At 56.2% G+C, this 26650-nt stretch carries 30 protein-coding genes and 1 tRNA gene; 19 read left to right on the forward strand and 12 right to left on the reverse strand.

Features of this window, described 5'->3' with window-relative positions:
- Positions 1 to 63: 63 nt before the first annotated feature.
- Together DSD30_RS08815 and cysE are read right to left on the reverse strand one after the other, a co-directional pair.
- Positions 64 to 279, reverse strand: a complete 216-nt coding sequence (locus DSD30_RS08815) for a DUF3126 family protein (protein ID WP_114009255.1) — start codon at positions 277 to 279, stop codon at positions 64 to 66.
- A 212-nt stretch (positions 280 to 491) separates the two neighbouring features.
- The gene (cysE, locus tag DSD30_RS08820; RefSeq protein ID WP_114009256.1) at positions 492 to 1316 is read right to left on the reverse strand and encodes a serine O-acetyltransferase; all 825 of its coding nucleotides are present in this window, start codon (positions 1314 to 1316) and stop codon (positions 492 to 494) included.
- 161 nt (positions 1317 to 1477) lie between these two features.
- On the opposite strand from cysE, the gene DSD30_RS08825 reads away from it, so the two are divergent.
- On the forward strand, positions 1478 to 2278 hold the full coding sequence (locus tag DSD30_RS08825; RefSeq protein WP_114009257.1) for an enoyl-CoA hydratase: 801 nt from the start codon (positions 1478 to 1480) through the stop codon (positions 2276 to 2278).
- Positions 2279 to 2323: 45 nt separating this feature from the next.
- Here the strand turns inward: DSD30_RS08825 and DSD30_RS08830 are convergent, their stop codons facing one another.
- Positions 2324 to 3073, reverse strand: coding sequence for an alpha/beta fold hydrolase (locus DSD30_RS08830; protein ID WP_114009258.1), 750 nt, complete (start codon positions 3071 to 3073; stop codon positions 2324 to 2326).
- Between the two features lie 243 nt (positions 3074 to 3316).
- Here DSD30_RS08830 and DSD30_RS08835 point away from each other — a divergent pair, with 243 nt between their 5' ends.
- Positions 3317 to 3550 (forward strand): zinc-finger domain-containing protein, encoded by a 234-nt coding sequence (locus DSD30_RS08835; RefSeq protein ID WP_114009690.1) that lies wholly within the window; start codon positions 3317 to 3319, stop codon positions 3548 to 3550.
- A 126-nt stretch (positions 3551 to 3676) separates the two neighbouring features.
- On the forward strand, positions 3677 to 4882 hold the full coding sequence (locus tag DSD30_RS08840; RefSeq protein ID WP_157967625.1) for an FAD-dependent monooxygenase: 1206 nt from the start codon (positions 3677 to 3679) through the stop codon (positions 4880 to 4882).
- Positions 4883 to 4909: 27 nt separating this feature from the next.
- Here the strand turns inward: DSD30_RS08840 and DSD30_RS08845 are convergent, their stop codons facing one another.
- The 5 genes from DSD30_RS08845 to DSD30_RS08865 form a co-directional block, all read right to left on the reverse strand.
- On the reverse strand, positions 4910 to 5626 hold the full coding sequence (locus DSD30_RS08845; protein ID WP_114009260.1) for a helix-turn-helix transcriptional regulator: 717 nt from the start codon (positions 5624 to 5626) through the stop codon (positions 4910 to 4912).
- Between the two features lie 57 nt (positions 5627 to 5683).
- Positions 5684 to 6073: a VOC family protein gene (locus DSD30_RS08850; protein WP_114009261.1), complete on the reverse strand. Its 390-nt coding sequence runs from the start codon at positions 6071 to 6073 to the stop codon at positions 5684 to 5686.
- 183 nt (positions 6074 to 6256) lie between these two features.
- Positions 6257 to 7816: a S8 family peptidase gene (locus tag DSD30_RS08855; protein ID WP_114009262.1), complete on the reverse strand. Its 1560-nt coding sequence runs from the start codon at positions 7814 to 7816 to the stop codon at positions 6257 to 6259.
- A gap of 164 nt (positions 7817 to 7980) precedes the next feature.
- On the reverse strand, positions 7981 to 8700 hold the full coding sequence (locus DSD30_RS08860; protein ID WP_114009263.1) for a hypothetical protein: 720 nt from the start codon (positions 8698 to 8700) through the stop codon (positions 7981 to 7983).
- Between the two features lie 17 nt (positions 8701 to 8717).
- Entirely contained in the window at positions 8718 to 9287 is a 570-nt protein-coding gene (locus DSD30_RS08865; protein WP_114009264.1) for a sigma-70 family RNA polymerase sigma factor, read from the reverse strand.
- Positions 9288 to 9780: 493 nt separating this feature from the next.
- Between DSD30_RS08865 and DSD30_RS08870 the strand changes: the two genes are divergently transcribed.
- From DSD30_RS08870 to DSD30_RS08890, 5 genes are all read left to right on the forward strand, one after another.
- Entirely contained in the window at positions 9781 to 10113 is a 333-nt protein-coding gene (locus DSD30_RS08870; protein WP_114009265.1) for a BA14K family protein, read from the forward strand.
- Between the two features lie 215 nt (positions 10114 to 10328).
- Positions 10329 to 10553: a hypothetical protein gene (locus tag DSD30_RS08875; protein WP_114009266.1), complete on the forward strand. Its 225-nt coding sequence runs from the start codon at positions 10329 to 10331 to the stop codon at positions 10551 to 10553.
- Positions 10554 to 10667: 114 nt separating this feature from the next.
- Positions 10668 to 11027: a BA14K family protein gene (locus tag DSD30_RS08880; protein WP_114009267.1), complete on the forward strand. Its 360-nt coding sequence runs from the start codon at positions 10668 to 10670 to the stop codon at positions 11025 to 11027.
- Positions 11028 to 11214: 187 nt separating this feature from the next.
- Complete coding sequence (locus tag DSD30_RS08885; protein WP_114009268.1) at positions 11215 to 11622, forward strand: BA14K family protein; 408 nt, start codon at positions 11215 to 11217, stop codon at positions 11620 to 11622.
- Positions 11623 to 11836: 214 nt separating this feature from the next.
- Entirely contained in the window at positions 11837 to 12115 is a 279-nt protein-coding gene (locus DSD30_RS08890) for a hypothetical protein (protein WP_157967626.1), read from the forward strand.
- A gap of 120 nt (positions 12116 to 12235) precedes the next feature.
- Here the strand turns inward: DSD30_RS08890 and DSD30_RS08895 are convergent, their stop codons facing one another.
- The 4 genes from DSD30_RS08895 to DSD30_RS08910 all read right to left on the reverse strand — a co-directional run bounded on the left by DSD30_RS08895 (position 12236) and on the right by DSD30_RS08910 (position 15968).
- Positions 12236 to 14092: an SLC13 family permease gene (locus DSD30_RS08895; protein ID WP_114009270.1), complete on the reverse strand. Its 1857-nt coding sequence runs from the start codon at positions 14090 to 14092 to the stop codon at positions 12236 to 12238.
- 241 nt (positions 14093 to 14333) lie between these two features.
- Positions 14334 to 14419 (reverse strand) — tRNA-Leu (locus DSD30_RS08900).
- A gap of 205 nt (positions 14420 to 14624) precedes the next feature.
- Positions 14625 to 15131 carry a xanthine phosphoribosyltransferase gene (gene gpt, locus DSD30_RS08905; RefSeq protein WP_114009271.1) on the reverse strand — a complete coding sequence of 169 codons (507 nt, stop codon included), beginning with the start codon at positions 15129 to 15131 and terminating at the stop codon, positions 14625 to 14627.
- 72 nt (positions 15132 to 15203) lie between these two features.
- Complete coding sequence (locus DSD30_RS08910) at positions 15204 to 15968, reverse strand: competence/damage-inducible protein A (RefSeq protein ID WP_198662882.1); 765 nt, start codon at positions 15966 to 15968, stop codon at positions 15204 to 15206.
- Between the two features lie 267 nt (positions 15969 to 16235).
- Here DSD30_RS08910 and sfsA point away from each other — a divergent pair, with 267 nt between their 5' ends.
- The 11 genes from sfsA (at position 16236) to DSD30_RS08970 (ending at position 26638) form a co-directional block, all read left to right on the forward strand.
- Positions 16236 to 16937, forward strand: coding sequence for a DNA/RNA nuclease SfsA (sfsA, locus tag DSD30_RS08920; protein ID WP_114009273.1), 702 nt, complete (start codon positions 16236 to 16238; stop codon positions 16935 to 16937).
- Positions 16938 to 17035: 98 nt separating this feature from the next.
- Positions 17036 to 17872, forward strand: a complete 837-nt coding sequence (map, locus tag DSD30_RS08925) for a type I methionyl aminopeptidase (protein WP_114009274.1) — start codon at positions 17036 to 17038, stop codon at positions 17870 to 17872.
- Positions 17873 to 17881: 9 nt separating this feature from the next.
- Positions 17882 to 18580, forward strand: coding sequence for a RadC family protein (gene radC, locus DSD30_RS08930; protein WP_114009275.1), 699 nt, complete (start codon positions 17882 to 17884; stop codon positions 18578 to 18580).
- Between the two features lie 462 nt (positions 18581 to 19042).
- The gene (locus tag DSD30_RS08935) at positions 19043 to 19957 is read left to right on the forward strand and encodes an ABC transporter permease subunit (protein ID WP_114009276.1); all 915 of its coding nucleotides are present in this window, start codon (positions 19043 to 19045) and stop codon (positions 19955 to 19957) included.
- A gap of 1 nt (position 19958) precedes the next feature.
- Positions 19959 to 21251, forward strand: coding sequence for a high-affinity branched-chain amino acid ABC transporter permease LivM (gene livM, locus DSD30_RS08940; RefSeq protein ID WP_114009277.1), 1293 nt, complete (start codon positions 19959 to 19961; stop codon positions 21249 to 21251).
- Positions 21248 to 22117: an ABC transporter ATP-binding protein gene (locus DSD30_RS08945; RefSeq protein WP_114009278.1), complete on the forward strand. Its 870-nt coding sequence runs from the start codon at positions 21248 to 21250 to the stop codon at positions 22115 to 22117. The genes livM and DSD30_RS08945 overlap by 4 nt, the downstream gene beginning before the upstream one ends.
- Positions 22114 to 22839 carry an ABC transporter ATP-binding protein gene (locus tag DSD30_RS08950; protein ID WP_114009279.1) on the forward strand — a complete coding sequence of 242 codons (726 nt, stop codon included), beginning with the start codon at positions 22114 to 22116 and terminating at the stop codon, positions 22837 to 22839. The genes DSD30_RS08945 and DSD30_RS08950 overlap by 4 nt, the downstream gene beginning before the upstream one ends.
- Before the next feature lie 17 nt (positions 22840 to 22856).
- The gene (locus tag DSD30_RS08955) at positions 22857 to 23201 is read left to right on the forward strand and encodes a DUF6867 family protein (RefSeq protein ID WP_114009280.1); all 345 of its coding nucleotides are present in this window, start codon (positions 22857 to 22859) and stop codon (positions 23199 to 23201) included.
- Positions 23202 to 23426: 225 nt separating this feature from the next.
- Complete coding sequence (locus tag DSD30_RS08960) at positions 23427 to 24533, forward strand: branched-chain amino acid ABC transporter substrate-binding protein (RefSeq protein ID WP_114009692.1); 1107 nt, start codon at positions 23427 to 23429, stop codon at positions 24531 to 24533.
- Between the two features lie 136 nt (positions 24534 to 24669).
- The gene (locus DSD30_RS08965) at positions 24670 to 25593 is read left to right on the forward strand and encodes a DMT family transporter (RefSeq protein WP_114009281.1); all 924 of its coding nucleotides are present in this window, start codon (positions 24670 to 24672) and stop codon (positions 25591 to 25593) included.
- A 4-nt stretch (positions 25594 to 25597) separates the two neighbouring features.
- Positions 25598 to 26638: a P1 family peptidase gene (locus tag DSD30_RS08970; protein ID WP_114009282.1), complete on the forward strand. Its 1041-nt coding sequence runs from the start codon at positions 25598 to 25600 to the stop codon at positions 26636 to 26638.
- The last annotated feature ends 12 nt before the right edge of the window (positions 26639 to 26650 follow it).

A 26650-nucleotide genomic window follows, 5' to 3' on the forward strand; every position in this document is an offset into this window, starting at 1 on the left:
ACAAAAGAAAAGCCGCATGAGAAGCTCCCATGCGGCTTGATAACTACTCGAATGCGTTCGATTCTAGTCTTCTTCGAGATCGAATTCCAGAATGGCCATCGAGAAATTGTAGGACAGGTCACCATCTTCTTCATCACGGAAGAGAACACCGACAAACTCGTCTTCTACATACACTTCGGCAGAATCATCCTTGCGCGGCCGCACCCGAACCTCAAGGCTCGGAGACTGCAAGGTCGCACGCATGAATTTCTGAACTTTCGCCAATTCGGTCTTTTCCAAATTCGCCTCCTGCAATTGATGACCCCGCCGGGCAGGGCCATGTCCATAGTCAAGGGGACCCTACCGGAGGAAGGGAAGACCCGAACATTGATTTTGGTTGACCGCTGATCTCGCACAGCGTCCGGGCAGAGTAAAGCCGCTTTCCACACCAATCTTGTCTTTTCGCCCCCATTGCACCGAATGGCCGCAGCGGAGACGATGTCAACTATGGATTACGGCGCCTCTTTGAGCAACTGGTTCATGCTGCGTGATGGTTCTGCGCATCCAGCCTGACCAACAACGCGGGCCGGAACGCCCGCAACGGTGCTGTTGGGTGGAACATCCTTGAGGACCACCGACCCGGCAGCAACCCGTGAGCAATGGCCAACCTCTATGTTGCCAAGCACCTTCGCGCCAGCCCCGATCAACACGCCATGACGGATCTTTGGATGACGATCGCCATCTTCCTTGCCCGTCCCGCCCAGCGTGACACCCTGCAGAATGGAGACATCATCCTCGATGACCGCCGTACCGCCAACCACCACGCCGGTAGCATGATCGAAAAAGATACCCTTGCCGAACGGCACCTTGGGGTGAATATCCACCTGAAACACCGCCGATGCGACGCTCTGCAAATAGAGGGCAAAATCCTGCCGCCCCTGAGACCAAAGCCAATGGGCCAGCCGGTGGGTTTGGATGGCCTGAAAGCCCTTGAAATAGAGCAAGGGATCGATGAAGCGGTCACAGGCGGGATCGCGATCAACCACAGCGACAATGTCAGCCCGCATCGCTTCGCTGATCGAAGGATCGGAGGCATAGGCCTCACGATAGGCCTGACGAATGACTTCGGAATCCATGGCCGGATTGTGCAGACGATCCACCAGCCGGTGAATGACCGCATTTTCCAGTTTCCGGTGGCTGAGGATGGTCGAATAGATGAAGCTGCTCAGCACCGGCTCGGCGCGCACCACATCTTCGGCCTCTGCCCGCACCCGGTGCCAGACAGGATCGACCAGATCCAATTGGTCTTCGCTTCGCTTCACACTTGCTTCAGCCATGCTTCATCTGCCTCTTCTAAGCCTATGGAAGACTTTCAAACCCATTTCATTGTCGCTAGACATAATGAACAAAGAGATGCCCTGCAAGGTCTGCGACCCCAGTTTGGACTGCGCTCTTGCGGGATACCTACCAACTCCTTTTCAGCAAAGATACCATATTCATGAGCGACATCACAATTCACGACAAGATCCTTCTTGAGCGCTCCGGCCCCATCGGACGCATCGTCATCAACAACGAAGCCAAGCGCAACGCCATGTCACTCGATATGTGGCAGGCCATTCCCGGTGCGGTCAAAGCCCTCGATGATGAGGCCGAGATACACGTGATTGTGATCATCGGGGCTGGCGATGTGGCCTTCATTTCCGGAGCGGATGTCACTGAGTTTGATGTGGTGCGCAAGGATACGGCATCGGCCACCCGCTACGACGACATCACCGCCGAGTGTTATCGCTCGGTGCGCAATGCCAAAAAGCCGACCATCGCGCTGGTCAAGGGTTTCTGCATGGGCGCCGGCCTTGGCCTCGCGGCGGCCTGTGATTTGCGCCTGTCCAATGAGAGCGGCAAGTTCGGCATTCCCGCCGGGCGCCTTGGCGTTGGCTATCCCACCAAAGCCATTGCCGACATCGTCAATATCGTTGGCCCGGCCAAGGCCAAGGAGCTTTATCTCACCGCCAAGGTGCTGGATGCCACCGAGGCCGACGCCATGGGGTTGCTGAATGAAATCTATGCGGATGAGGAATTTTCCGAAAAGGTCGAGAAATACTGCCTCAATGTCGCCCGTCTCGCCCCGTTGAGCGCCCAGTATCACAAGGCGGCCATCAATGCGGCCTTCGGACAGGTTGATCATCTGTCGATGGACGAGTTGCGCTCCATGGCAACCACCTGCCTCGACAGTGACGATTATGCCGAAGGCCTGCGAGCCTTTGCGGAAAAGCGCAAGCCCGTCTTTGTTGGCAAGTAACCAAACACCCTTCAAGCAGGCCGTCACCTGACATCGCGCCGAGGATCAATCCTCAGCAAAGAAAGCCAGCGCGGCCTGTTTGAACACCTTGTCCCCGACAGCCACCATATGGTCACGACCGGGAATGTCGACCGCCCGCGCATCGGGCAAGACGTCAGCCAGTTCCTGCGCAGATCCGGCAATCACGTCGCGTGTACCAACCGCCACCAAGGCAGGCACAGACAAGGTAGACAGTTCCTCGACAGCGATTTTCTGCCGTGCTGACGCCATGCAGGCTGCCAGAGCCAGCCGGTCACTCCCGGTCTGATCGGCAAAATCACGAAATGCCTTGCCAGCCACATGCTTGATTGGCACACCGGGTTCCTCGCGCAAGGCCTTGATGATTGGCGCCGGATCACCGGTGCCATGGATCATGCTACCGCCAAGACCACCAAACACCACCTTGCGCACCCGCTCGGGATATTTAAGGCTCAAGAAGGCCGAGATCCGCGCCCCCATCGAATAGCCAATCACAAAGGCGCTCTCCAGCCCCATATGATCAAGAAGAGCCTTCGCATCCTCTGCCATGATCGGCGAGGTATACAGCTCTGGATCATACAGCTTTTCGCTCTCCCCATGGCCACGATTATCAATGGCAATCACCCGATATCCCGCATCGGTCAGGGTCTTGACCCAACCGGGATTGACCCAGTTGACCATCTTGTTCGACCCGAAGCCGTGGATGAGCAGAACCGGTTCACCGACCCCTTCATCAAGATAGGAAAGCGTATATCCGTCTGACGTGAATTCTGGCATGGTAGGCTGGCATTCATTCTGTTTGTATCAAAAGGTGAAGCGCACAGAGCGCAAGACCCGTTCTTAGCAGGTTGACGCGAAAGAGCAACCATCCAAAGGAAGTGAAGCCCCCTTCCTCCTCCTTCCCCTTACCATGGCACAGGGAATCAGGGATAGTCCGAAGGATAAACGAGGCAAGACTAGGATTTGTCGTCAAGGAGCGCTATGGTCCTGCCACTGCGAGGAGAGAAGAAAGGCAAGTCAATGGCCGGTCAGACCATTCCCCATTTCAAGAATGACGATGGCGTGTCCACCATCGAAATCGGGGTGCGTGAGTTCCAATGCATGGGAGCAACGCCGCCACAGGACCATCCCCATGTCTATCTCGATATGGGCAAGGCGGACGAAATTGTCTGCCCCTATTGCTCAACCCTCTATAAATTCAATGACAAGCTGGCGCCGGGCAAAACCGTACCGGACGGCTGTCTGCACAAATAGCCAATCCTGCCCCCCTAGCCAGTGGTCATGAGCAACCGCGCCGTTTCAGCGGAGCCAGTTCCCCTTGGATCAAGTCCATCGGAGGTCGCTTGCATGTCGGGAACCGGCAGCGAGGGAAAGAACATCATGAGCGAGCATTTGCCAATCATCGTTGTTGGAGCCGGCCCCGGAGGTCTCGCCACGGCGATAGCCTTGGCACACAAAAATATCCCGACCCTGTTGCTGGAGCGCAGCACCTTGCCCAACGAGGTCGGTGCTGGTCTGCAAATGTCCCCAAATGCCTCTGGTCTTTTGCAAAATTGGGGCGTCTGGCAGATGCTGGACATGCAGGCAGTCACTCCAAACCGAATCCGTATTCAGTCGGGTGTGTCTGGCAATCAGTTGACCGAGATTTCCACCCGCGAGATTTCCAATCGCTATGGCGCTCCATACATGGTTGTGCACCGGGCCGATCTGCAAACCGCTCTCTATCAACGCGCCAGCCAGATGGACCTGATCGAAATCGTCGATGGCTGCGACATGCGCGAAGTCAGCGAAACCGAAGAATATGTCGAACTGCGCTGCGAACTTGCCAGTGGCGAACAACGCCTCTTTCGCGGATCTGCCCTGATTGGCGCAGACGGCGTCTGGTCGCGCATCCGCAGTGATTATGTTGGATCCGGCGAGGCAGCCTATAGCGGCAAGACCGCATGGCGCACCACCCTGCCCATCCAGATGGCCCCGCCCAGCATCGATTGCGCCAATGTCGGCCTCTGGCTCGCCCCCAATGCCCATCTGGTCCATTATCCGATTGTTGGCGGCCACATGATGAACATCGTCGCCATCGTCAAGGATGACTGGAAAGAAGAGGGTTGGAATGTACCTGGCGATCCGCGCTGGCTCAACCAGCGCTTTGCCCGATGGCCCCGCGAAATCCGCGAGCTTCTGGCCGAGCGGGAAGACTGGCTCAAATGGGCGCTCTGTGGCCAAAATCCAAACCGGCCATGGACCAAAGGCAAGGTGGCGCTGATCGGGGATGCCGCCCACGCCATGCTGCCTTTCATGGCGCAAGGCGCGGCTATGGCGCTTGAAGATGCAGCCATTCTGGCCCGCGCCTTGAACGAGCTCGACGGCCCGATGGATGTCCGCCTCAAAGCCTATGAAATGGCGCGCAAGGCACGGGTTTGTAAGGTCGTGGCCAAGGCTCGCCGCAATGGTGACATCTATCATCTCGATGGCCTGATGGCGACGGCACGCAACATGACCATGCGCCTGATGCCAAAACAGCGGCTTCTGAGCCAGTTTGACTGGATCTATCGCTGGACACCGGAAAGTGTCACATTCGACACCTGACCCATTGTCCCGGCAGCTTTATCAATATCAATGTCCGCCGCGCAGCTTTTCATCCGCCTGAGGCTGCTGCTGCTTGCGAAGAGCGACAAAATCCTTCAGTTCCTTGCCGGGTTCATGCGGGAAGTGCGCCTCGCACATACGCAAGGCTTCGATATGATCGACCCGAAAGGACCGGAAGCCCTCGCGCAGTTCACACCAAGCCAGCAAGGTCCAGACCTGCCCCCAGAAATAGAGCCCCAAAGGCCGCACCCGACGGGCTGAGCTTTTGCCCTCAAGACTGATGTAATCCAGATCGAGATAGTGACGGTCCCGGCTCGCCCGCCGCAACTCATCAAGCAAGCCCCGCTCCCGCTCACCGGTTCGAAACGACAAGGCATAGAGCTGCGTTTCATTGATCAGGCTGCGCATGCCTGCAGGAATGACCGCATCAATCTTGACCAGAGCTTCCGCTGCACCCTTGGCCAGATCCTCACTGGCCCATGTCTGAACCATCCGCGCCCCCAACACCAGAGCGGTGACTTCATCGGCCGTGAAGGTCAGAGGCGGCATGTGATAGTCGCTCGACAGCAGATAACCGACCCGGGCCTCCCCCTCGATCGGCACCCCGCAGCCCTGCAAATGCGCCAGATCGCGATAGATGGTCCGCTTGGAGACTTCCAGCTGATCGGCAATGGCCTGCGCGGTCAGCAATCGCCCACCGCGCAAGGCTTGCACAATTTCAAACAAACGATCCGCCCGTCGCATGACAGTCTCCCCTTAAATTCAGGACGAGCCTAAAGCCAAGCAGACCGCCAGACAAGATCATGGCTGATGCAAACCAATCGGCGTGCCTTCACAATCGGCGATGGTTGTAATATCCCCCATGTCACCGGGCAAAGACGATTTGGGCAACAGAATCTTGCCTCCCAAACCCTCGACACGTGACAAGGCACCATCAATGTCAGAGGTGTAGAGATAAACCAGAACACCGCCATTGGCTGGCAGGATGTTGACAGCAGGCGTAATCGCACCGGTTACTCCTGCGTCGCCCTCTTTTGGGAACATCGCAAACGGCTTGGCCTGATCCCCATCGCCCATGGTGTCACGGATAAGGGTGATCTGCAGCAAGTCCTCGAAAAACTTGACGGATTTCTCGAAATCGATGGCAGGAATGGAAAACCAGGTGGCGGCATTGATAGGAAGATTTGTCATCTCTCTCTCCAGTTTGATCGCGGCCTCATCGCCGCTTGAGACCCACCATAATGAAAGGCTGCTGACAGCATGGTGTCAGCAGCCTTTCATGTCTTTGCACTTTTCCAAGGCTTCTTTAGTTAGCCATTCTCAGTTGGCCATTCTCAGTTAGCCATTCTCAGTTCGCATTCTCAGTTCGCATTCTCAGTTCGCTTGGGCCGACTGGGTAACGTTGGTTACGGCCTTGAAGGCGTCAAGCCGCCCAAAGCCGAAGTCCCGGTCGCGCCCCGTCTCGCCCAGATCCAGCGCCGAGCGCGCCAGACGCTCCTTGATGGCTCGCACAGCAAGGTCAGGTTCACGCCCCAGCATCAAGGCAACCGACCCGGAAATATAGGCTGTTGCCATCGATGTACCGGTTTGCAGTCCATACCCGTCCAGTCCGGCAGCCACCAGCACATCGACGCCAGGCGCAGCCAGTTCCACATGCGTTCCGCGATTGGCAAAATCATAAAGGCCATCATCCTCATCGGTGGCGGTCACCGCAATCACATTGTCATAAGCCGCCGGATAAGCTGCAGGCGCATCCGCCCCCTCATTGCCAGCAGCAGCCACCATGATGACACCTTTGGCATCTGCTGCGTCGACTGCAGCTGCCAGAAGAGAATCCTGCCGCCCTGCAAAGCTGAGATTGAGAATCTTGGCGCCATTGGCCACCGCCCAGTCGATGCCACGCACGATGTCGTAGCTGTCGCCCACCATGTGACCTGCCTCGTTGAACCGGAAAACCTGCGCCGACATCAAAGCCACGTCCCGCGCAACGCCTTTCATACCCGATTGCGCAGCAATGATCGAGGCCACAGCCGTGCCGTGGTCGGCATTGAGTGTCGCGCCATCAGCCTCAGGGAAGGCCGAGAAACTTTCGGTCACCTGCCCACCAATCGCCGGATGATCAGCTCTGATGCCGCTATCGATCACCGCCAGCTTAACCCCTTCACCGCTTTCACCATCGGTCAAGCGGGTCAGTCCCATCTTGGCGAAGGCATATTGCAGCTCGGCAAAAGGATCAGCGCTTTCGACCTGATTGTCCGCGGATGGATAGTAGTAATAGTTGGGTTGAGCGCGGAAAACCCGCTCATCAGTCGCCATGCGCAACGCTTCCTGCGGCGACATGCTCTCCGGATAGGCTACTTTCAAAACCACCTGATCCAGCAGCGCGACCCGCGTCTGCTCAAGTCGCGTCAATCCATATTGCTCAAGAAAGGCTTCAACGGTGGCCTGAGTCAGACCGGGTCGCAGGGTCACGACAAAATCCTTGTCACTCGACCAGGGTTTATCGCCAATGGAATAGATGCGCGGCTTGGCCCGCGCCACGCGCAGCACCTCAGGCAGCACAATGCGTGGATTGTAACGCGGTGGCTTGGGATTGCGCGCTTGCTGTGCCGGTCGTTTGGTCCGATTGGGCCGTTTCGTCACCTTGGGCCGCTTGGTGCGCACAGGTTTCTTGGTCTGTGGTGGCGGCGCGTCATAGACCGGAGCCTCGCGCTGACGCTGGCGTTCCCGCTCCCGCACCCCTTGAATGATGGTGATACCAAGCCCGATAGCCGGACCGATCAGATTGCTGCCGCCCCGGTCCCGGTGTTTGGGTTTGCGAACGCTCTCACTGTAATAGTCATTGGCGTGAGATGGCGCGACAAAGTCTGGGCTCAGCAACAACAGGCACCCTAGCCCCATACAGGTCAATGTTTGAAAAGCTGCTCGTTTCATTGTCTCTCCCCGATCGTTCGACAATAAACCACCAATTATCAAGATCAGCGCTGCACCCGGTCTCTGGTAACGGGTCGCCGCCCTGTCTCATTGTCAGAAATTGCGATGGATAATAGCACAAAATGATGCGCAAGACTGCGCACCATCAAGCAAACGTGATCCGGTCACTGGCTAACCGAGGCAAATTTAACCAGATCCGTGCTGTCTTTCAGGGCCTTGAGTACCACCTCAGCACCGCCTTCTGGCAGCTTGGTGTTGGGCACCATCAGCTCGAAAAAACCGCCAGCCTTCGGCCCGGCAACGATCACGGCATGTTGAGATTTCAGAAGCTTGGCAACATCGGCCATGCTTGCCTCACTCTTGAAGGCGATGAGGAACCGGGCGCCGGATTGCTGCGCGGCTTGCTCTGGTCCAGAGGCGGTTTTGAACTGACCGGACGCAGAAGGAGCAGCGGGTGCTCCGGGGCCAGTCTGCACAAGAGCACCGATAATCACCCCTTGGGCGACGATCACCACGGCAGCGGCAGCGGCGGCCAGTTGCATGCCGGGGCTTGCGAAATTACCCAGAACGTCCTGAATACGCTGCCACACGCCTTTGGCTGCGGCCTGAACCGGCGCTTCCTTTGCTTCGAGCGCATCAATTCCGGCCATCAGACGGTCGAGCCCGCCGGGCATCGGCGCACCAAGGGCCGCATGCTGTTCGGCAATTGCCGTGTCTTCCTCGGCGATCAAATCCAACTGCATCCGCATCTCGGGGTTGGCCGCCAGATAGGCTTCCACCTGCTCTGATTCATGCGACTCCAACAGGCCTTTGGCATACCAAGGCAGGAGCTTTTCAATTTCCGGATCATAAGTCATGTCTTTGTCCTCAACACTGGTATCCATAGGTCACGCCTTGTCCCTCATGGCCAGCCCCGGTCAAGACCGGCTTTGCGCATGAGTTCGGACAGTTTCTTTCGAGCATGAAACACCCGTGTCTTCACCGTATTGTCCGGAACCCCCAGAATCACGGCAATCTCCTTGATCGCCTTTTCCTGATAATAAACGAGATCAATCACTTCCCGATGCTCATCGCTGAGCTTGTTGATGCAGACCCGCAAGGCTGCGGCCTTATCCTGCTTCAGGGTCGTGACCTCCGGCGTGTCGCTGTCATCTTCCAGTCCGGATGCATAATCGTCATCCAGCTCGGCGTCCGAGCGCTTGCGCAGGAGCGAGATGGCCTTGTTGCGTCCGATGGAAATGATCCAGGACGAAACCTGACTGCGTCCTTCAAACCTGTCGGCAGCTCGCCAGACATCGATGAAGGTCTCGTTCACAAGTTCCTCTGCCACCGCCTCGCTTTTCACGAAACGCAGCAAATAACGATAAAGCCGAAGATGATGCCTCTGATACAGAAGCGCTATGGCTTTGCGATCATTGCGCGCAACCCCAGCCAGAAGCTCCAGGTCACGGGCATTTTCCGATCCAGACATGCGATCCTCGATTTCACTGTCATACCTGTGTCGTCTCACAGCGCAGTTTGGTTCAAAGAAATGAAAAATTCTTTGTCTCCCTGCACCTCCCCTATTAATGGCACAGCTTTGGCGAAAACCCAACGGCTGCATGTTTGCAGCGTTGCGTCCATGTGACGGCGAGCTGCAAAGAGCATCCCGGCCGATCATCAATAGTGGATGAACATCTGACACCGCCCATTTATGGCTGCTTCTCCCTCGATGCCCCTCTCACTCCCCCTTTCCTCCCGGTCCAAACCATTAGAAAAGCCACATCTCAAGATAGGATGGAAAAAATTTATTCAGCAAATTCAATGCCTTTTTAAAAACACCGAAAAAACTCCGAACATTTTTGAACCCTTTTGCCGCCCGCTGCGACTGATGAGTATAGGCGGCAGAAAACACCGCCACACAGTTTCAAAAAAGCGACACACAAGACCTTCAGATCAGACACACACCCTTTCGGAGAGAAACCATGTTCAAGAAAACCATTATGACCATCGCCACCATCGCAACCGTAACCGCTGGCGCAACCTTCGCCTTGCCAACCTCAGAAGCCGAAGCCGCCGGTGGCCGCCGCGCAGCAGCCTTTGCCTTCGGTGCCGTCGCTGGCTTGACCGTCGGAGCCATCGCAGCCAACCGCCATAACCACTATTATCGCCACCATGCTCCGGCACCAGTCTATTACGGTCGCCCGGCACCCTGGACCCCGGCCTGGTATGATTACTGCTCTGCCCGCTACCGGTCCTTCAACCCGCATACCGGCTACTTCATCTCTTACGGTGGCCGTCAACGCTTCTGCCGCTAAAAGTGTAGGACCACGCGACATCCTCCCTTTTGACCTTCCCCTTGGGCTGCCTTTCCGGCAGCCCTTTTTTTGTGCCCCTTCCCGGCGCTCCTCCCCCCAAATAGGCCGCTGCAAACAATTGAACCAATTGGCCTTTCAGAGCGACCTACGAGAAAGGCCATATCCCAAGAAAAGACCATTCCATCCACCCCGAACCAGACAAGTCAGGATCCACCATGCCCCGTCAAACCAAATTCATTGCCTTCTTGGTGGCTATCGTTGGAGCCCTGATTTTCTCTTTGCCGGATCAAGCCTGCAAATTGTCAGGCGGCCGCAAACTCGCAGAAGCGGCAGGCGTCATTGTCGAGCGCAGCAGCACCAAAGTCACCCAACGCGCCTCTGCTCAGACTCAGCCCCAGTTGCACATCATCTTTCTCGAAAAGGCCGCGAAAAAAGTTTGAACCATTCCGGCCACCACCGCGTCGTATCAATGTGAGGGACGCAACGACGCAACAAAGAGCGCCGATCACGGAATTAAGCCAAAAGCAATTGTTTAACCTAAACGGAGAGAGACCATGTTTAAGAAAGCCATCACCACTTTTGCTCTGGTTGCCACACTCGCAACCGCCGCTACCTTTGCCGCCCCAACCACCGAAGCCGAAGCCCGCGGGCGTGGCGGAGCCTTCGTGGCAGGCGCCATTACCGGACTTGCCGTTGGCACCATCGCCCACGCCCGCCACCGTCACCATGGCCACCGCTATTACGGCCATCGTTATTATGGCCCGCGCTATCGCCCGCATCGCGCTCGCTATTATGGTCGTCCGGCCCCTTGGACCCGTGCCTGGTACCGCTACTGCTCCAGCAAGTATCGGTCGTTCAATCCGCGCACCGGTTACTTCACCTCCTATGGCGGTCGCAAACGGTTCTGCCGCTAAACGCCGAACCTTCCCAAGACATCTCAAAGGCATTGTGCCGCCATGCGCTGTTGTGCATGGCGGCACAGCCGCTTGAGGCAAACATCAAAATTATGTGAGCACCGCACCCCATTTCCGCCACTTAAATCCGTATCCTGTCTGCATGGGCTATCGCACTGGTTGACATCCAAACCTCCAAGGAGCACCAATGATCAGACGAAATCTATCAATTTATCTGCTAGTTGCTGCGATTCTCCCTGCGCTGATGATCACCGTTCCAACCTCGGACGCGCAGGCCAGAAGCCGCACAGGGGCTTTCGTTGCCGGCATTGTGATCGGCGCCGCTGGCGCTGCCGCGCTTTATCACCACAGCAACAAGCGTTGGAATCGTGCCCGCAACCACTATCACCGCACCTTTCGCAGAGGGTGCCACACCCATAATGGCGTGCGCCATTGCCACCGCGCCCGCTCCTATCGGGCCTCACCGGTTTATTCCGGGCGCCCCAGACCATGGACTCGGGCATGGTATCGCTATTGCTCCAACAAATACCGGTCTTTCAATCCACGGACTGGCTATTTCACCACCTATAGCGGCCGCAAGCGCTTTTGCCGGTAAGCTCCAGCAGCATATATCCTGAAACATGACAGACCCCCTTGCAGCTTATGCTTGGGGGTTTTTCATTGCATGATTGATGGACAGGGTCGGACATTTTGCCGACAAGCGGCTTTTCTTTCTGCCAAGGACCATGCATCATCGGTCGCACAGCAGGCGAAGTGCTTCCCGTGACGCCAACCGCGCCTGCGCCGATCAGATCTGCAAGGAAAGACCCATGGACGCAGCCGCCTATTTCAGTTTCATCCTCACCGTCATGTTCAGCCCGCCGGGCATCGCCAATTTCGTGATCTGCACGATATTGCGCAACCGCCTCCATGCAAGCATTGCAGCGGTGGTGGCTGCCAGTGGCTTCATGTTTCTCAATCAGGCCTGGTTTGCCAAACAGGCGGTCAGCCATTACAGCCTGATGGCCATTCTTGCGGTGGTCGCCATGATGATCACCTCGCATCTGGCCTTCACCATTGGTGAGAAAATCCTTCGGGCAAAAAAATAGCCCGCTTTTTCAAGCGAGCCGCACAATAGAAAAAACCAGGGCACCACGAGGTGTCCTGGTTTTTGATTTCTTTCCCGTTCAGGACCGATGCATTGCACCGGCCCCTTGTCGGCCAATCGATTAGAATGGCAGGAACATTGGGATTGCGACCAGCGATACAAGGAACGCCAGGATCTGCAGTGGCAGACCAACAATCGCAAAGTCAACGAAGCGATAGTTGCCTGGTTCCAGAACCAGCATGTTCACTGGGGAAGCAACCGGCGTAGCGAATGCGGTAGAAGCAGCAATCGCAACACCCATCATGATTGGGTATGGAGACACGCCCATGGCCTGTGCAGCACCAATCGCGATTGGAGCGAGCAGAACAGAGGTCGCGGTGTTGGAAATAACCTGAGAGAACAGGGAGGTGATGACGAAGATCGCTGCCAGAAGGACATATGGACCACTATCACCAACCGCTGCCAGCAGCGTATTCACAACGAATTCCAGACCACCGGAAGACTTCAGAGCCGTTGCCATTGGCAACATACCGGCAATGAGAACCAGCGACTGCCAGTTGATAACCTTGTAGGTATCTTTGCCGTCCACGCACTTGGTCAGAACCATCAGCACGGAAGCGATCAGAATGGCGATCACGGATGGCACCAGCTTGAAGACCAGCAGGGCCAGCATGAAGGCAACAACGGCAACGGAAACCCATGCCAGATGTGGCTTGGCAACAACGTCTTCGATTTCTTCTGGCAGCGAAGCAACCAGGAAGTCTTTGGAGCGTTTGTTGAGGGTTTTGATGTTGTTCCAGTCACCAGCAACCAGCAGCTGATCGCCAAACTCGAGTTTGGTTTCAGCAAAGTTGCCTTCCAGCGGCTGACCACGACGCATGACGCCAACGGCACCAAGGTTGTGACGCTTACGGAAGTTGCTTTCTTTCAGGTTCTGACCAACCAGCTCGGAATTCTGGGTGACGATGAGGTCAGCCAGGCCGAGTTCACGAGCGGACAGATGGAAGTCATCTTCGCTCTTAGGCATCAGGGTCAGGCCGAGTTCTTTCAGCTTGCCTTCGTCCAGATCAGCAGCCTTCACACCATAGACCACATCGCCAGCAGCGAATGGGATAGCGGAATGTGCAGAAACCAGTTTGTTGCCATTTTTAGCCTGTTGCAGACCAAAGACGGAAACACCAAGCTGGGTACGCAGCAGAGCGTCTACAGCGGTTTTACCAACAAGACCGGAATTGTCGTTGATTTTCAGACGAACAGCGCGACCTTCGATTTCATAACGCTGCAGGAAGGAAAGGATCGAGCCAGCTTTGACTTCTTCTTCGCCTTCGACAACGTCTTTACGACCAACTTTTTTCAGCAGCGCGCCGCCGAACAGTGCGAAGTAACCAACACCCAGTGCCAGAATGACCAAGCCGATTGGGGTGAAGGTGAAGAATTCGAAAGGCTCCAGACCAGCACGTTTCAGCTGGTCAGCTGCAACGATGTTTGGAGGGGTACCGATCAGGGTCAACATACCACCGATCAAAGCACCGAAGGACAGAGGCATCAGCACTTCCTGGCGCTTCATGTTTGCACGCTGTGCAAGACGGATAGCAACAGGAATGAAGATGGCCACGGCGCCCGTGGAGCTCATGAATGCGGAGATGATCGCAACAGCGGTCATCAGAAGCGCGATCAGCTTGACGCGTCCTGTACCGGCCCATTCAACGATCTTATCGCCCATGGCGTAGGACACGCCGGTCTGAGCAAGACCTTCACCAACCAGGAACAAGCCACCGATAAGGAGAACAACGGTTGCCCCGAAGCCGGCCACGCCCTGTTTGGCGGAGATGATTGGATCGCCACCGGTGATCTTGTGACCAAGTACCAGTGCGAAGATTACGAGAATAGCGACAAGGTCGAGACGGACTTTATCGCTGACGAACATAATGATGGCGATAGCCAACACAGCAAATACGTAGATTGTGTTCGGTTCCATGGCAGGCCCATTTGCATGTGAGTAGAAATTAGGCGGAATTTAGACAGCCACAGAATAGTCCAGCTGCAACCCAGCTGCCACTAGCTTAAAGGCCCTGTTGCACCCGGTTTAAGCGTTGCAACCTCCGTAAAAAGGCCGACATTCGCCCCTTTTGCACCCAAACGGGGTGCAGTCGGAAACGGGTGCAACTGTTGCAAGGAGAAAGAAGGGAGCGGATAGCGAAAAGATCAGGAAATCCGCTTGGTGCGGGCACCGGGACTCGAACCCGGACGATCTAGGATCGAGGGATTTTAAGTCCCTTGCGTCTACCAATTCCGCCATGCCCGCAAATAAAGCTCGTTGATACGAGTCGGATCATTGCTAATGCGTAGTTTGGGCAATTGCAAGCAAGTGGATTACCGCGATCCACAAGCTCAGAAGGGGTCTAACGTTACAAATACACAAGAAAATGGGCACCCGAAGAAGCCTCGAATGCCCATGAAACAATTGTGAAACACTATTTTAACGTTCCAAATTCGCCAAACGACTCAGCCTAACCTTCATGTCCCTTGGCGATTGGAGCCTGAAATTGCAGCCCCATATCCCATGGGAAATAGATCCATGTGTCCTGCGAAACTTCAGTCACGAAGGTGTCGACCAGCGGTCGTCCCATCGGCTTGGCATAGACAGTTGCGAAGTGCGCTTTGGGCAGCATTGCGCGCACCACTTTGGCAGTTTTGCCCGTATCGACCAGATCGTCGATGATCAGCACGCCTTCGCCTTCCCCCCCATGAACATCGACCACAGACGGGTCGATGGGCTTGATCACATCCATCTCGCCCTGACTCTCATAGTCATGATAGGAAGCCACACAGACCGTATCGATCATCCGCACTCCGAGTTCACGGGCAATGATCGCGGCAGGCACCAAACCGCCACGGGTGATGCAGACAATCGCCTTCCATTCAGCGACGCCCTTCAAACGCCAGGCAAGGGCGCGGCAATCGCGGTGAAACTGTTCCCAATAGACGGGGAATGCATTGTTGGACGCTTCAGACATCGGATTTCAATCCTTCCAAGAGACAAGAGGGTTGCAGCCATCGACAGGCCCGGCAAGGCCCCGCCGGACGACCTAAAATTGCTTTTGTTGCTGGTCTTTGAGTTCTTCAATCAGCGCTTCGACGGCCAGTTTTGCAGCCATCAGCGTTTTCTGGTCCCGACTGCGCAGGACGATATTGGTCGCGAACAGATCATCACGGATATAGGGATAGGAGCCGATAACCACGCCGGGATGGGCCTTTTGCACCTCGCCCAGACGTCCGGCCACGATCCCCTCGCCCAATCCGGTATCGATTGTAACACTTTCGATCTGGCTGCCGGCTTCCAGAGTGGGCGCAATGGCATCCATCATGGCCTGCATGACCGAAGGGACGCCGGCCATCACATGCACATTGCCCAACCGGAAGCCCGGCGCACTGGAAACCTTGTTCTCGATCAGATCAGCCCCAAATGGGATTCGCGCCATGCGCTTGCGGGCGTCATTGAAATCGGCCCCTGGCATTTTGGCATAGTGAGCCTCAAGAATCGCCATCGCGCGCGGGTCGTGATCGATTCCCACACCAAAGGCTGCGGCCACCGCATCCGCAGTGATGTCATCATGGGTTGGCCCGATGCCGCCAGTTGTAAAGACATAATCATACTGCGCCCGCAGCGCGTTGACCGCATCAATGATCGCTTCCATATCGTCAGAGACGATCCGGACCTCTTTTAAATCGATGCCAAGCTGGGTGAGATAATCCGCAATGAAGCCGACATTCCGGTCTTTGGTGCGACCGGACAGGATCTCGTCCCCGATCACCAATATGGCGGCTGTCTTGATTTTTGCATCCATTGCCATAGATCCTCTATTGGAGCATGATCTGCTTGCACTGTGGCAGCACAGCTCGCCAGTACGGTGCGTTTCGTACGGCACAGAGCCAGTCACAGGGCGCGTTGAATGCACTTCGCTTTAACCCATGCGCGCCTTTGCCACAAGATGCGGTTGATTCTCTCGCCCCAACTCTCAACAAATAGATAGGTTAGATTCGCCACAATGATCCGGCATGACCCTACCGCACCGCCAATCGCACGCAAACTCAGATCATAGCGCACTAGAAAAAAGATCATGTTATTCGAAAGCCCCCTCATCTCCGGTCGTCTTATCCAGCGTTACAAGCGTTTCCTTGCCGATATCGAACTCGAAGATGGCTCGATCATCACCGCCCATTGCGCCAATCCCGGCTCGATGCTCGGCCTCAAGGATCCCGGCACGCGCGTCTGGCTGTCAAAATCGAACAACCCCAAGCGCAAGCTTGCCTATAGCTGGGAGCTGCTGCAGTTGGACGATGCAATGATCGGCATCAACACCGCCCTTCCCAATCGCATCGTCGAAGAAGCCATTCTGGCCGACAAGATCCCCGAGGTGAGCGGCTATCAGACCCTCAGGCGGGAAGTGAAATACGGCAAAAACAGCCGCATCGATCTGCTGCTCGAAGATCCGGACAAGGCCGACTGCTATGTGGAGGTGAAGAATGTCCACCTCCTGCGGCAAGCGGGGCTGGCAGAATTTCCGGATTCGGTCACCAAGCGAGGTGCCAAGCATCTGGTTGAATTGGGGGACATGGTCGAAGAAGGCAAGCGAGCTGTGATGCTCTATCTGGTCAATCGTACGGACTGTGATCGCTTTGCTCTTGCTGATGACATTGATCCTGCTTATGCCACAGCCTTCACTCAGGCCCGCGCCCGAGGTGTGGAAGCACTGGTTTATGCCTGTGATATTACGGAGCAGGGTATTCATCTCTCCCATGCCCTGTCCTTTGCCGATTGACAGAGAATACAAAAAGCGGAACATAGTCCCCAATCAGGGCTGAACGGCGATCAACATGTCTCAGCCAAACAAAGAAGACGACAAACGGAACCGACCCAATGGTAAATTATATTGCGGCCACCGATGGCCCAATGCGCAACACTGGTGACATCAGACTCTTTGGTGAAGAGGCTTTCGAAGGCATGCGTCGCGCCGGGCAATTGGCAGCCCGCGCCCTTGATGGCGTAGCAGAAATGATTGCCCCCGGCGTCACCACCCAAGCCATTGATGATTACATCCGCACCTTTTGCGAAGAAAACAATGCCCTGCCCGCAACCCTTAACTATCGTGGTTATACCAAATGCAGCTGCACTTCCATCAACCATGTGGTCTGCCATGGTATCCCCAATGACAAACCCCTGAAGGAAGGCGACATTGTCAATGTCGATGTCACCTATATTCTGGATGGCTGGCATGGAGACAGCTCACGCATGTATCCGGTCGGCCAGATCAAGCGGGCGGCTGAGCGGCTGATCGACGTCACCTATGAAGCACTGCAAATCGGCATCGCGACTGCCAAGCCCGGCAACACGACCGGTGACATTGGCGCCGCCATTCAGGAATTTGCTGAGCGGGAACGCTGCGGCGTCGTGCGCGATTTCTGCGGCCATGGCCTTGGACGCCTGTTTCACGACGCGCCCAACATCCTTCATTATGGTCGCAAGGGTGAAGGAGTGGAGCTGAAGCCCGGCATGATCTTTACCATTGAGCCGATGATCAATCTGGGAAAACCTCATGTGAAGGTGCTCAACGACGGCTGGACAGCGGTCACCCGCGACCGGTCCCTGTCGGCGCAGTTCGAGCATTCCGTGGGCATCACCGACGATGGCTGTGAAATCTTCACCTTGTCGCCGGCAGGCTACGACAAGCCCCCCTATCTGACGCCCAACAGCTAGGGAGAGCCGATGCGCGGTTTGAAGGATTCAGCAGGCACACCCCATTATGTGGGACACAGGGACAGGCTTCGCGGCAAATTTCGCGAAGCCGGTGCCGAAGCGCTGCATGATTACGAGTTGCTCGAGTTGCTTCTGTTTCGCAGCATTCCACGCCGGGACACCAAACCACTGGCAAAAGCCCTGATCAACCGTTTCGGCTCCTTCGCTGAAGTCCTCTCAGCCCCTGAAAAGTTGTTGCTGGAAATGGATGGCATTGGCCAGTCCGTTGTCACCGATCTAAAGCTCGTGCAGGCCGCCGCCGCCCGCTTTGCCTCTGATCAGGTCAAGGACCGCCCCGTCTTGTCCTCATGGCAGGCCGTGCTCGATCATTGCCGCACAGCAATGGCCTTTAATGACATCGAACAATTCCGCATTCTCTTTCTTGACAAGAAGAACGCCCTGATCGCCGACGAGGTGCAGCAGACCGGCACGGTCGATCATACCCCCGTCTATATCCGCGAAGTGGTCAAACGGGCGCTGGAACTGTCAGCCACTGCGATCATTATGGTCCACAATCACCCCAGCGGCGACCCCACCCCGTCACGGGCTGACATCGAGATGACCAAACAGGTAGCAGACGCTGCTGACCCCTTGGGCATTTCCCTCCATGACCACATCATCGTCGCCCGCAATGGTCACACGAGTTTCCGCGGTCTCGGCCTGATCTGACCTTTCAAATTCTGCCCGAAACACAGATACGCACTATTGCTGCGACCAAATATCCTGCGCCGCACCCATTTTTTATTTGCAATGCAGTATTTGCACGTGACCATCACCCAATTGCCAAGATTATCTAAGACTTTCGTCACAAAACACAGTGACCTTTGCACAATTTACAGCCAGCCGCGCGGATATATTCCACAAAAACCGACTATTTCGCAATCAACCTTCCAAAAGGCTGCTATTTCGACGCCATTTGTACCGAAAGCCCCATATCATTTGACCATATTTTGGGCACTTATCCCGAAAAACAGCAATAATGATCAAATTTAAGCTCGAAACATTTGTGTCCGTCCCCGCTTCTTGCTAAAAAGTTGTCCGGGACACAGATCTCAACACAAAAATAAGCATCACATTCCAAACAAAATAAGTGGTGACCAAGCCACCGAGACCTCAGGAACAGCGAGTCAAATGGAATATTTTATACAACAGCTGATCAATGGCATCACATTGGGGTCGATCTACGGCCTGATCGCCATTGGTTACACCATGGTTTATGGCATCATCGGCATGATCAACTTTGCCCATGGTGACATCTTCATGGTCGGTGCCTTTATTGCACTGATTACCCTTCTGGCCATCACCGCCATGGGCGTCACCTTTCTGCCGATCGCGCTGCTGATCGTGCTGATTGTTTCGATGCTGATGACCTCGGTTTGGGGCTGGAGCGTCGAACGCCTTGCTTACCGCCCGTTGCGCGGTTCGTTCCGACTGGCTCCACTCATCACCGCGATCGGCATGTCCATTGTGCTTCAGAACTTCGTTCAGATCGTTCAGGGCGCGCGCGTCAAGCCGCTGCCGCCCCAGATCACCGGCGGGTTCCAGTTGATGGAAAAAGACGGGTTCGTTGTTCAGCTGTCCTACATGCAGATCCTGATCATCGTCACCACGGTCTGCTTGATGGCCGGCTTCACATTGCTGATCAACAAGACCTCTCTTGGCCGCGCCCAGCGCGCCTGTGAGCAGGATCAGAAGATGGCAGCACTGCTTGGCGTCAATGTCGACCGCACCATCTCGCTGACCTTCGTTATGGGGGCGGCTCTGGCATCGGTCGCGGGCATCATGTTCCTGCTTTACTATGGCGTGATCGACTTCTTCATCGGCTTCCTGGCCGGGGTGAAGGCCTTCACCGCAGCGGTTCTGGGCGGCATTGGCTCTTTGCCGGGCGCAATGCTTGGCGGCCTGTTGATCGGCCTGATCGAGACCTTCTGGTCCGGTTACTTCTCCGTTGAATACAAGGATGTGGCAGCCTTCTCGATCCTGGCAATCGTCCTGATCTTCCTGCCATCCGGCTTGCTCGGCAAGCCAGAAGTGGAGAAGGTCTGATATGTCTGCAGCACCTCAAAGCCGCATCCAGTCCGCATTGAAAGATGCAGGTCTGGCGGCGCTCGTCACCCTTGCGCTGGCCTGTATCATGGTCGGCATGAAAACCGAGACTGTCCCCGGTGGCCTCGCCCTCAAAACCGAGTGGCCCCTGGTTGCCACCATGGTTGCGGTGGTGTTTGCTGGTCGCCTGCTGATGGGCCTGTTCATCTGGCAGGGCAACAATGCCATCGCCGATGCCACCAAATCCCTGATGCCGAAAACCGACACCCTGACCAAGATCGGAACCTTCATTGGTCCGGCATTGCTGGTCTTCGCCGTCACCCTGCCCTTCTATGGCAACCGCTATGCGATTGACCTTGGCATTCTGGTCCTGACCTACATCATGCTTGGTTGGGGTCTGAACATCGTGGTCGGCCTGGCTGGCCTGCTCGATCTGGGCTATGTCGCCTTCTATGCCGTGGGGGCCTATTCCTACGCCCTGCTGGCCCAGTATTTTGACCTCTCCTTCTGGATTTGTCTGCCACTGGCCGGGATTCTTGCCGCATTTTGGGGCATCATCCTCGGTTTCCCGGTGCTGCGTTTGCGCGGCGACTACCTCGCCATCGTAACCTTGGCATTTGGTGAGATCATTCGTGTCGTGCTGCTCAACTGGTATGAGTTTACCGGAGGTCCGGACGGCATTTCGCGTATTCCGCGTCCCAGCTTCTTTGGTCTGGAATTCACTCGCAAGAATGGCTTTGCCGATTTCTTCGGGCTGGATTATTCCTCGCTGCACCGGGTGATCTTCCTGTTCTATCTCATCCTTGCGCTGGCCTTGTTGACCAACTTCATCACCATGCGCCTGCGTCGCCTGCCGATTGGCCGTGCATGGGAAGCTTTGCGCGAAGACGAGATTGCCTGTCGCTCGCTTGGCATCAACACCACCAACACCAAACTGACTGCCTTCTCGCTGGGCGCCATGTTTGGCGGCTTTGCCGGTGCCTTCTTTGCAACCCGTCAGGGTTTCATCTCACCGGAAAGCTTCACCTTCATCGAGTCGGCAATCATCCTCGCCATTGTGGTTCTGGGTGGTCTGGGCAGCCAGTTGGGTGTCGTCATTGCCTCGATCTTCATGATCGGCGGCTTTGAGGTCTTCCGAGAACTGGAAGAGCTGCGCATGCTGGTCTTCGGCCTTCTGATGGTTGTCATCATGGTTTGGAAACCGCGTGGTCTGGTTTCCAGTCGACAGCCATCCGTCTATTTGAAAGAAAAGAAAGCCGTATCCGGCGATCTCGTTGCGGAGGGTGAAGGATGAGAAGCTGGCAAGACAACCCAATCCTCACCGTTGAGCATCTCACGATGCGCTTCGGTGGTCTGGTGGCGATCAACGACCTGTCCTTCGAGGTCGGTCGCAAGGACATCACCGCCCTGATCGGCCCCAACGGCGCTGGCAAGACCACGGTCTTCAACTGCGTCACCGGCTTCTACAAGCCGACCGAAGGCTGCATCACCATGAACAGGGCCAATGGCGAGCAATTCCTGCTGGAGCGGATGCCCGACTTCCAGATTTCCCACCATGCCCGCGTGGCAAGGACCTTCCAGAATATCCGCCTGTTTGGCGGCATGACCGTTCTGGAAAATCTGATGATTGCCCAGCATAACAAACTGATGGTCGATTCCCTCTTCACCATTGGTGGCGTACTGGGACTGGGCTCCTTCCGCCGCTCGGAACAGGACTCGATCGAGAAGGCCAAAACTTGGCTCGAACGCATCGATCTGATTGACCGGGCCGACGATCCGGCAGCGGACCTGCCTTACGGCGACCAGCGTCGCCTCGAGATTGCCCGTGCCATGTGCACCAATCCCGAGCTGCTCTGCCTCGACGAGCCCGCAGCTGGTCTTAACCCAAAGGAAACGCTGGAACTCAATCAGCTGCTTCTGTCTATCCGCGAACTTGACGACACCGCAGTTCTGCTGATCGAGCATGACATGTCGATGGTGATGCAGATTTCCGATCACGTGGTCGTGCTTGATTATGGCGTCAAGATCTCTGATGGGGACGCACAGTTCGTGCAGAATGACCCGCATGTCATCGCCGCCTATCTCGGTGTGGATGACGATGAGGTCGAGATTGCCGAAGCGGAAGCCCATATTGCCCACCAAGAGGAGACAATCTCATGAGCGAGCCACTCCTCAGCCTCAGAGGGATCAAAACCTACTATGGCAAGATCATCGCCCTTCGCGGCATCGATATCGATGTCAATGAAGGGGAGATCGTGACCATCATCGGAGCCAACGGTGCCGGCAAGTCCACCACCATGATGACCGTCTGCGGCATCGCCAAGGCTCGTGAAGGCACCATCACCTATAATGGCGAAGACATCACCCGTCTGCCGACCCACGAAATCGCTCATCGCTCGATTGCCCAGTCCCCGGAAGGCCGCCGCATTTTTGGCCGCATGACGGTGATGGAAAATCTGCTGATGGGGGCTTCGGTCATCAATTATGCGCATATGGACGAAGATCTGCGTATGGTGTACGACCTCTTCCCGATCCTCGAGAAGCGGCAAAACCAGCGCGGCGGCACCCTGTCCGGTGGCGAACAGCAGATGCTGGCGATTGCCCGCGCCCTGATGTCCCGCCCAAAACTGCTGATGCTCGACGAACCATCCCTTGGTCTTGCACCGCTGGTCGTCAAGCAGATCTTCGAGGTCATCAAGGAACTGAATGAAAAACAGGGCCTGACCGTTTTCCTCGTTGAGCAGAATGCCTTTCACGCCCTTCGCCTTGCCCATCGTGGCTATGTCATGATCAACGGGCAAATCACCCTTTCGGGTGGCGGCCATGAATTGCTGGAAAATCCAGAAGTTCAGGCAGCCTACCTCGAAGGCGGCAGACACTGAGACCAAGGAGAAACACCATGTCTTTGCTCTGGGAAAATTCCTTCTTGGCCTTTTTCTTTCTCACCGTCCTAATCGGCGGTGGTGCAGCCTGGATGTCCGGTCGGGGGATTGCCCTGTCCTGGCGTCCGCCCTTTCAAATCGCGATTTATATGCTGCTGCTGGCGCTTGTCGTTCGCTTTCTGCATTTCTCGCTGTTCGAAGGCACCCTACTCTCGCTGCATTTCTACATTATCGACTTTGCAGTCCTGCTGGCCGCCTGCTGGCTTGGTTACCGCTACACGCGGACCAATCAGATGGTCAACCAGTATAACTGGCTGTATGAGAAGGTGAGCCCGCTCAGCTGGCGGGACAAGCAGGGCTAATCCCCTGTAACGAGGTTGGAAGCGACGGCTACCCGCCGCTTCTCCGTCTCGGAACAAGACCATATTCCAATGGTTTAGCTCTAAAGACGACAAAAAAGGGATTGAATATTCAAAAAAATTCAGCCCTAATTCGACAGACCGTAAGGTTCAATAAAAAAATCACACCAGAATATTGTGGTCGACGCGATCGCAATGGAACGCACAAACATCTCACGGGAGATTTTCATGAAAAAAGCACTTTTGGCAGGCGTCGCACTTGCAGGCTCTCTGGCTTTGTCCAGCGCAGCTTATGCCGACATCATTATTGCTACCGCTGGCCCAATGACCGGTCAGTATGCATCCTTCGGTCAGCAGATGAAAATCGGCGCTGAGCAGGCTGTTGCCGACATCAACGCTGCCGGTGGCATCAATGGCGAAAAGCTCGTTCTGGAAGTTGGCGATGACGCCTGCGACCCGAAACAGGCTGTTGCTGTTGCCAACCAGATGGCAGGCAAAGGCGTGGTCTTCATGGCTGGCCACTTCTGCTCCGGTTCTTCTATCCCGGCTTCCGCTGTTTATGCTGAAGAAGGCATCGTCCAGATTTCGCCTGCTTCCACCAACCCGAAATTCACCGACGAGCGTCCAAATCCGGATGGCGGCACCTATCGTGTTTGCGGTCGTGATGACCAGCAGGGCGAAGTGGCAGGCAAACTGCTGTTTGAAGAGTTTGGCGACAAGAACATTGCTGTCATCCACGACAAAACCGCTTACGGCAAAGGCCTGGCTGACCAGACCCTCGCCAACCTTGAGAAGCTCGGCGGCAAGTCTATGATGTATGAAGCCTACACTGCAGGCGAGAAAGACTATACCGCACTGGTTTCCAAACTGAAGCAGGCCAAAATCGACGCGCTTTATGTCGGCGGCTATCACACCGAAGCCGGCCTGATCGTGCGTCAGATGCGTGAGCAGGGCATGGACACCGTGCTGATCTCCGGTGACGCTCTGGTGACCGACGAATATTGGTCCATCACCGGTGACGCTGGCGAAGGCACCCTGATGACCTTCTCGCCGAACCCATCTGACAACCCGGAAGCCGCTCCTGTTGTAGAGAAATTCAAAGCCGCTGGCAAAACCACCGAAGGCTATGTTCTTTACACCTACGCAGCAATCCAGGCTTGGGCTGATGCCGTCACCGCAGCAGGCTCCACGGATTATGACGCCGTGAATGCCGAATTGAACAAAGGCGATTTCTCCACCGTTCTGGGCAATCTGTCCTTCGATGAAAAAGGCGACGTGACCCTGCCAGGCTATGTCTGGTACAAGTGGAGCAAAGGCAAATACGACTATAAATAATCGGTTGATCAGCCTTGCTGATATCCCGACTTTCTAGTTGATCGCCACGAAGGCTCCCGAACAGTGTGTTTCGGGGGCCTTTTCCGTCCCGACCCCATCGCTCTGAGGGCCACTTCCGACACGTCAGAGAGGCACCATGCTCGCCTATCTCGCGCTCGCATCCGCCATGATGCTGACCGGCATCAATGTGGCTCTGGGCAAACTCATCATCGTGGAAATGTCTCCCGCTTCCTTCGCAATGCTCCGCTTTGTGGTGGCAAGCCTGTGTCTTGTGCCTCTGGCCATGCGCGAACGCGAAGGCTGGCAAAGTCTCAGAAGCCTGTCGCCAAGAGCCTGGGGTGAAATCGGCCTGTTGTCATTGTTCGGTGTCGTCGGCTTCACCACCCTGATGCTGATCGGCATCCAATATACCTCGGCCATCAATGCTGGCATCATCGCCTCGGCCTTGCCTGCCATTATCGCCCTTCTCAGTTGGCTGATCCTCAAGGAAGTGATTTCACGCCAAAAGGCCCTGTCGGTGTCCCTCGCGGTCCTGGGGATCGCCTGCCTCAATCTGGCCAGCCCCCACGGCGCGCCTCCAGCCGGTCTGAACAACGCCTCTAACTGGTTATTCACCCTGATCGGCAACGCCTTTATTTTGGCGGGCGTCACCTCCGAGGCGGTCTTTGCCATCCTCACCCGCCGCTACGCTGCCCGCATTCCGCCATGGACCCTGACGATGATCGTCCATCTGTTGGCGATCCCGATCACCATTCCCATCCTATTCATGCAAGACGGCGGCTGGCATTTGCCCGATACTGATTGGCACTTCTGGTTGCTCAGCCTCTATTACATCCTGACGGCAAGCGTCTTGTCCTTCTATCTCTGGTGCATTGGCATCAAGACCATTCCTGCATCCACCAGCGCCCTATTCACGGCACTGGTGCCGGTCACGGCCATGCTAATCGCCGTCTTGGTTCTTGGCGAACACCTCTCTATTGTGCAAATCATGGGTCTGCTGGCCATCTTGACGTCCCTCGCCATCGGACTCAAACCCGCCCCAACCTCACTCCGGGACTGACGACATGCTCAATCTGATCACCGACATTGAAGGCATCCGGATCGGTCATGCCAGCGACAAGACGCTCAAATCCGGCACGACTGCCCTTCTCTGCGACTGGCCTATGGTGGCCTCCTGTGCAGTCATGGGCGGTGCACCGGGCACCCGCGACACCGATCTGCTGAGCCCCGATCAGACGGTTGAAGCCGTCGACGGCCTTGTTCTGTCCGGCGGGTCTGCCTTTGGTCTTGATGCCGCTGGCGGCGTACAGGGATGGCTCAGGCAACAGGGGCGCGGCTTTGCCATCGGACCGGTCAATGTGCCCATCGTGCCAGCCGCCATCCTGTTTGACCTGATCAATGGCGGCAACAAGGAATGGGGGCGTCAGAGCCCCTATTGGGACATGGGCTGGCAAGCGGCAGAAACCGCCAGTGACCGGTCATTCGACATCGGAACAGCAGGCGCTGGCACCGGCGCGCTGACAGCGGGCCTTAAGGGTGGCTTGGGCTCGGCCTCCGATGAAGACCAGCATGGCATCCGGATCGCCGCTCTGGTGGCCGTCAACGCCCTTGGCCGGGCCACCATGGGGGACAGTCGCCATTTCTGGGCAGCGCCCTTCGAACAGGGCAATGAATTTGGTGGGTTGGGCCTGCCCCCACACCTGACACCGGACATGCAGGCCCCCTTCACCAAAATGGACGCCATGCAGACCGGACTCTCTCTGGAAGGCCTTGAGACAGACGATCTGAGCAAACCCGGCGGCAACACCACCATCGGCATCATCGCCACCGATGCAGCCCTGACCAAGGCCCAGGCCAAGCGTCTGGCCATCATGGCCCACGATGGCTTTGCCCGCGCGCTCTGGCCCTCCCACACCCCACTTGATGGCGACATGATCTTTGCCCTTTCCAACGGGCAAAAACCGCTTCCCGCCGCAGACGACGCCTTCATCAACTTGGGCGCCCGGGCAGCAGCTGTCATGGCCCGCGCAATCGCCCGCGGCGTCTATGCCGCCAAAAGTGCACAAGGGGATCTCTTTCCCAGCTGGCAAGACAAGCATGGATGATTCAGCCCGGAC

Origin of the sequence: Cohaesibacter intestini, assembly GCF_003324485.1 — a bacterium.
Lineage (GTDB): Bacteria > Pseudomonadota > Alphaproteobacteria > Rhizobiales > Cohaesibacteraceae > Cohaesibacter > Cohaesibacter intestini.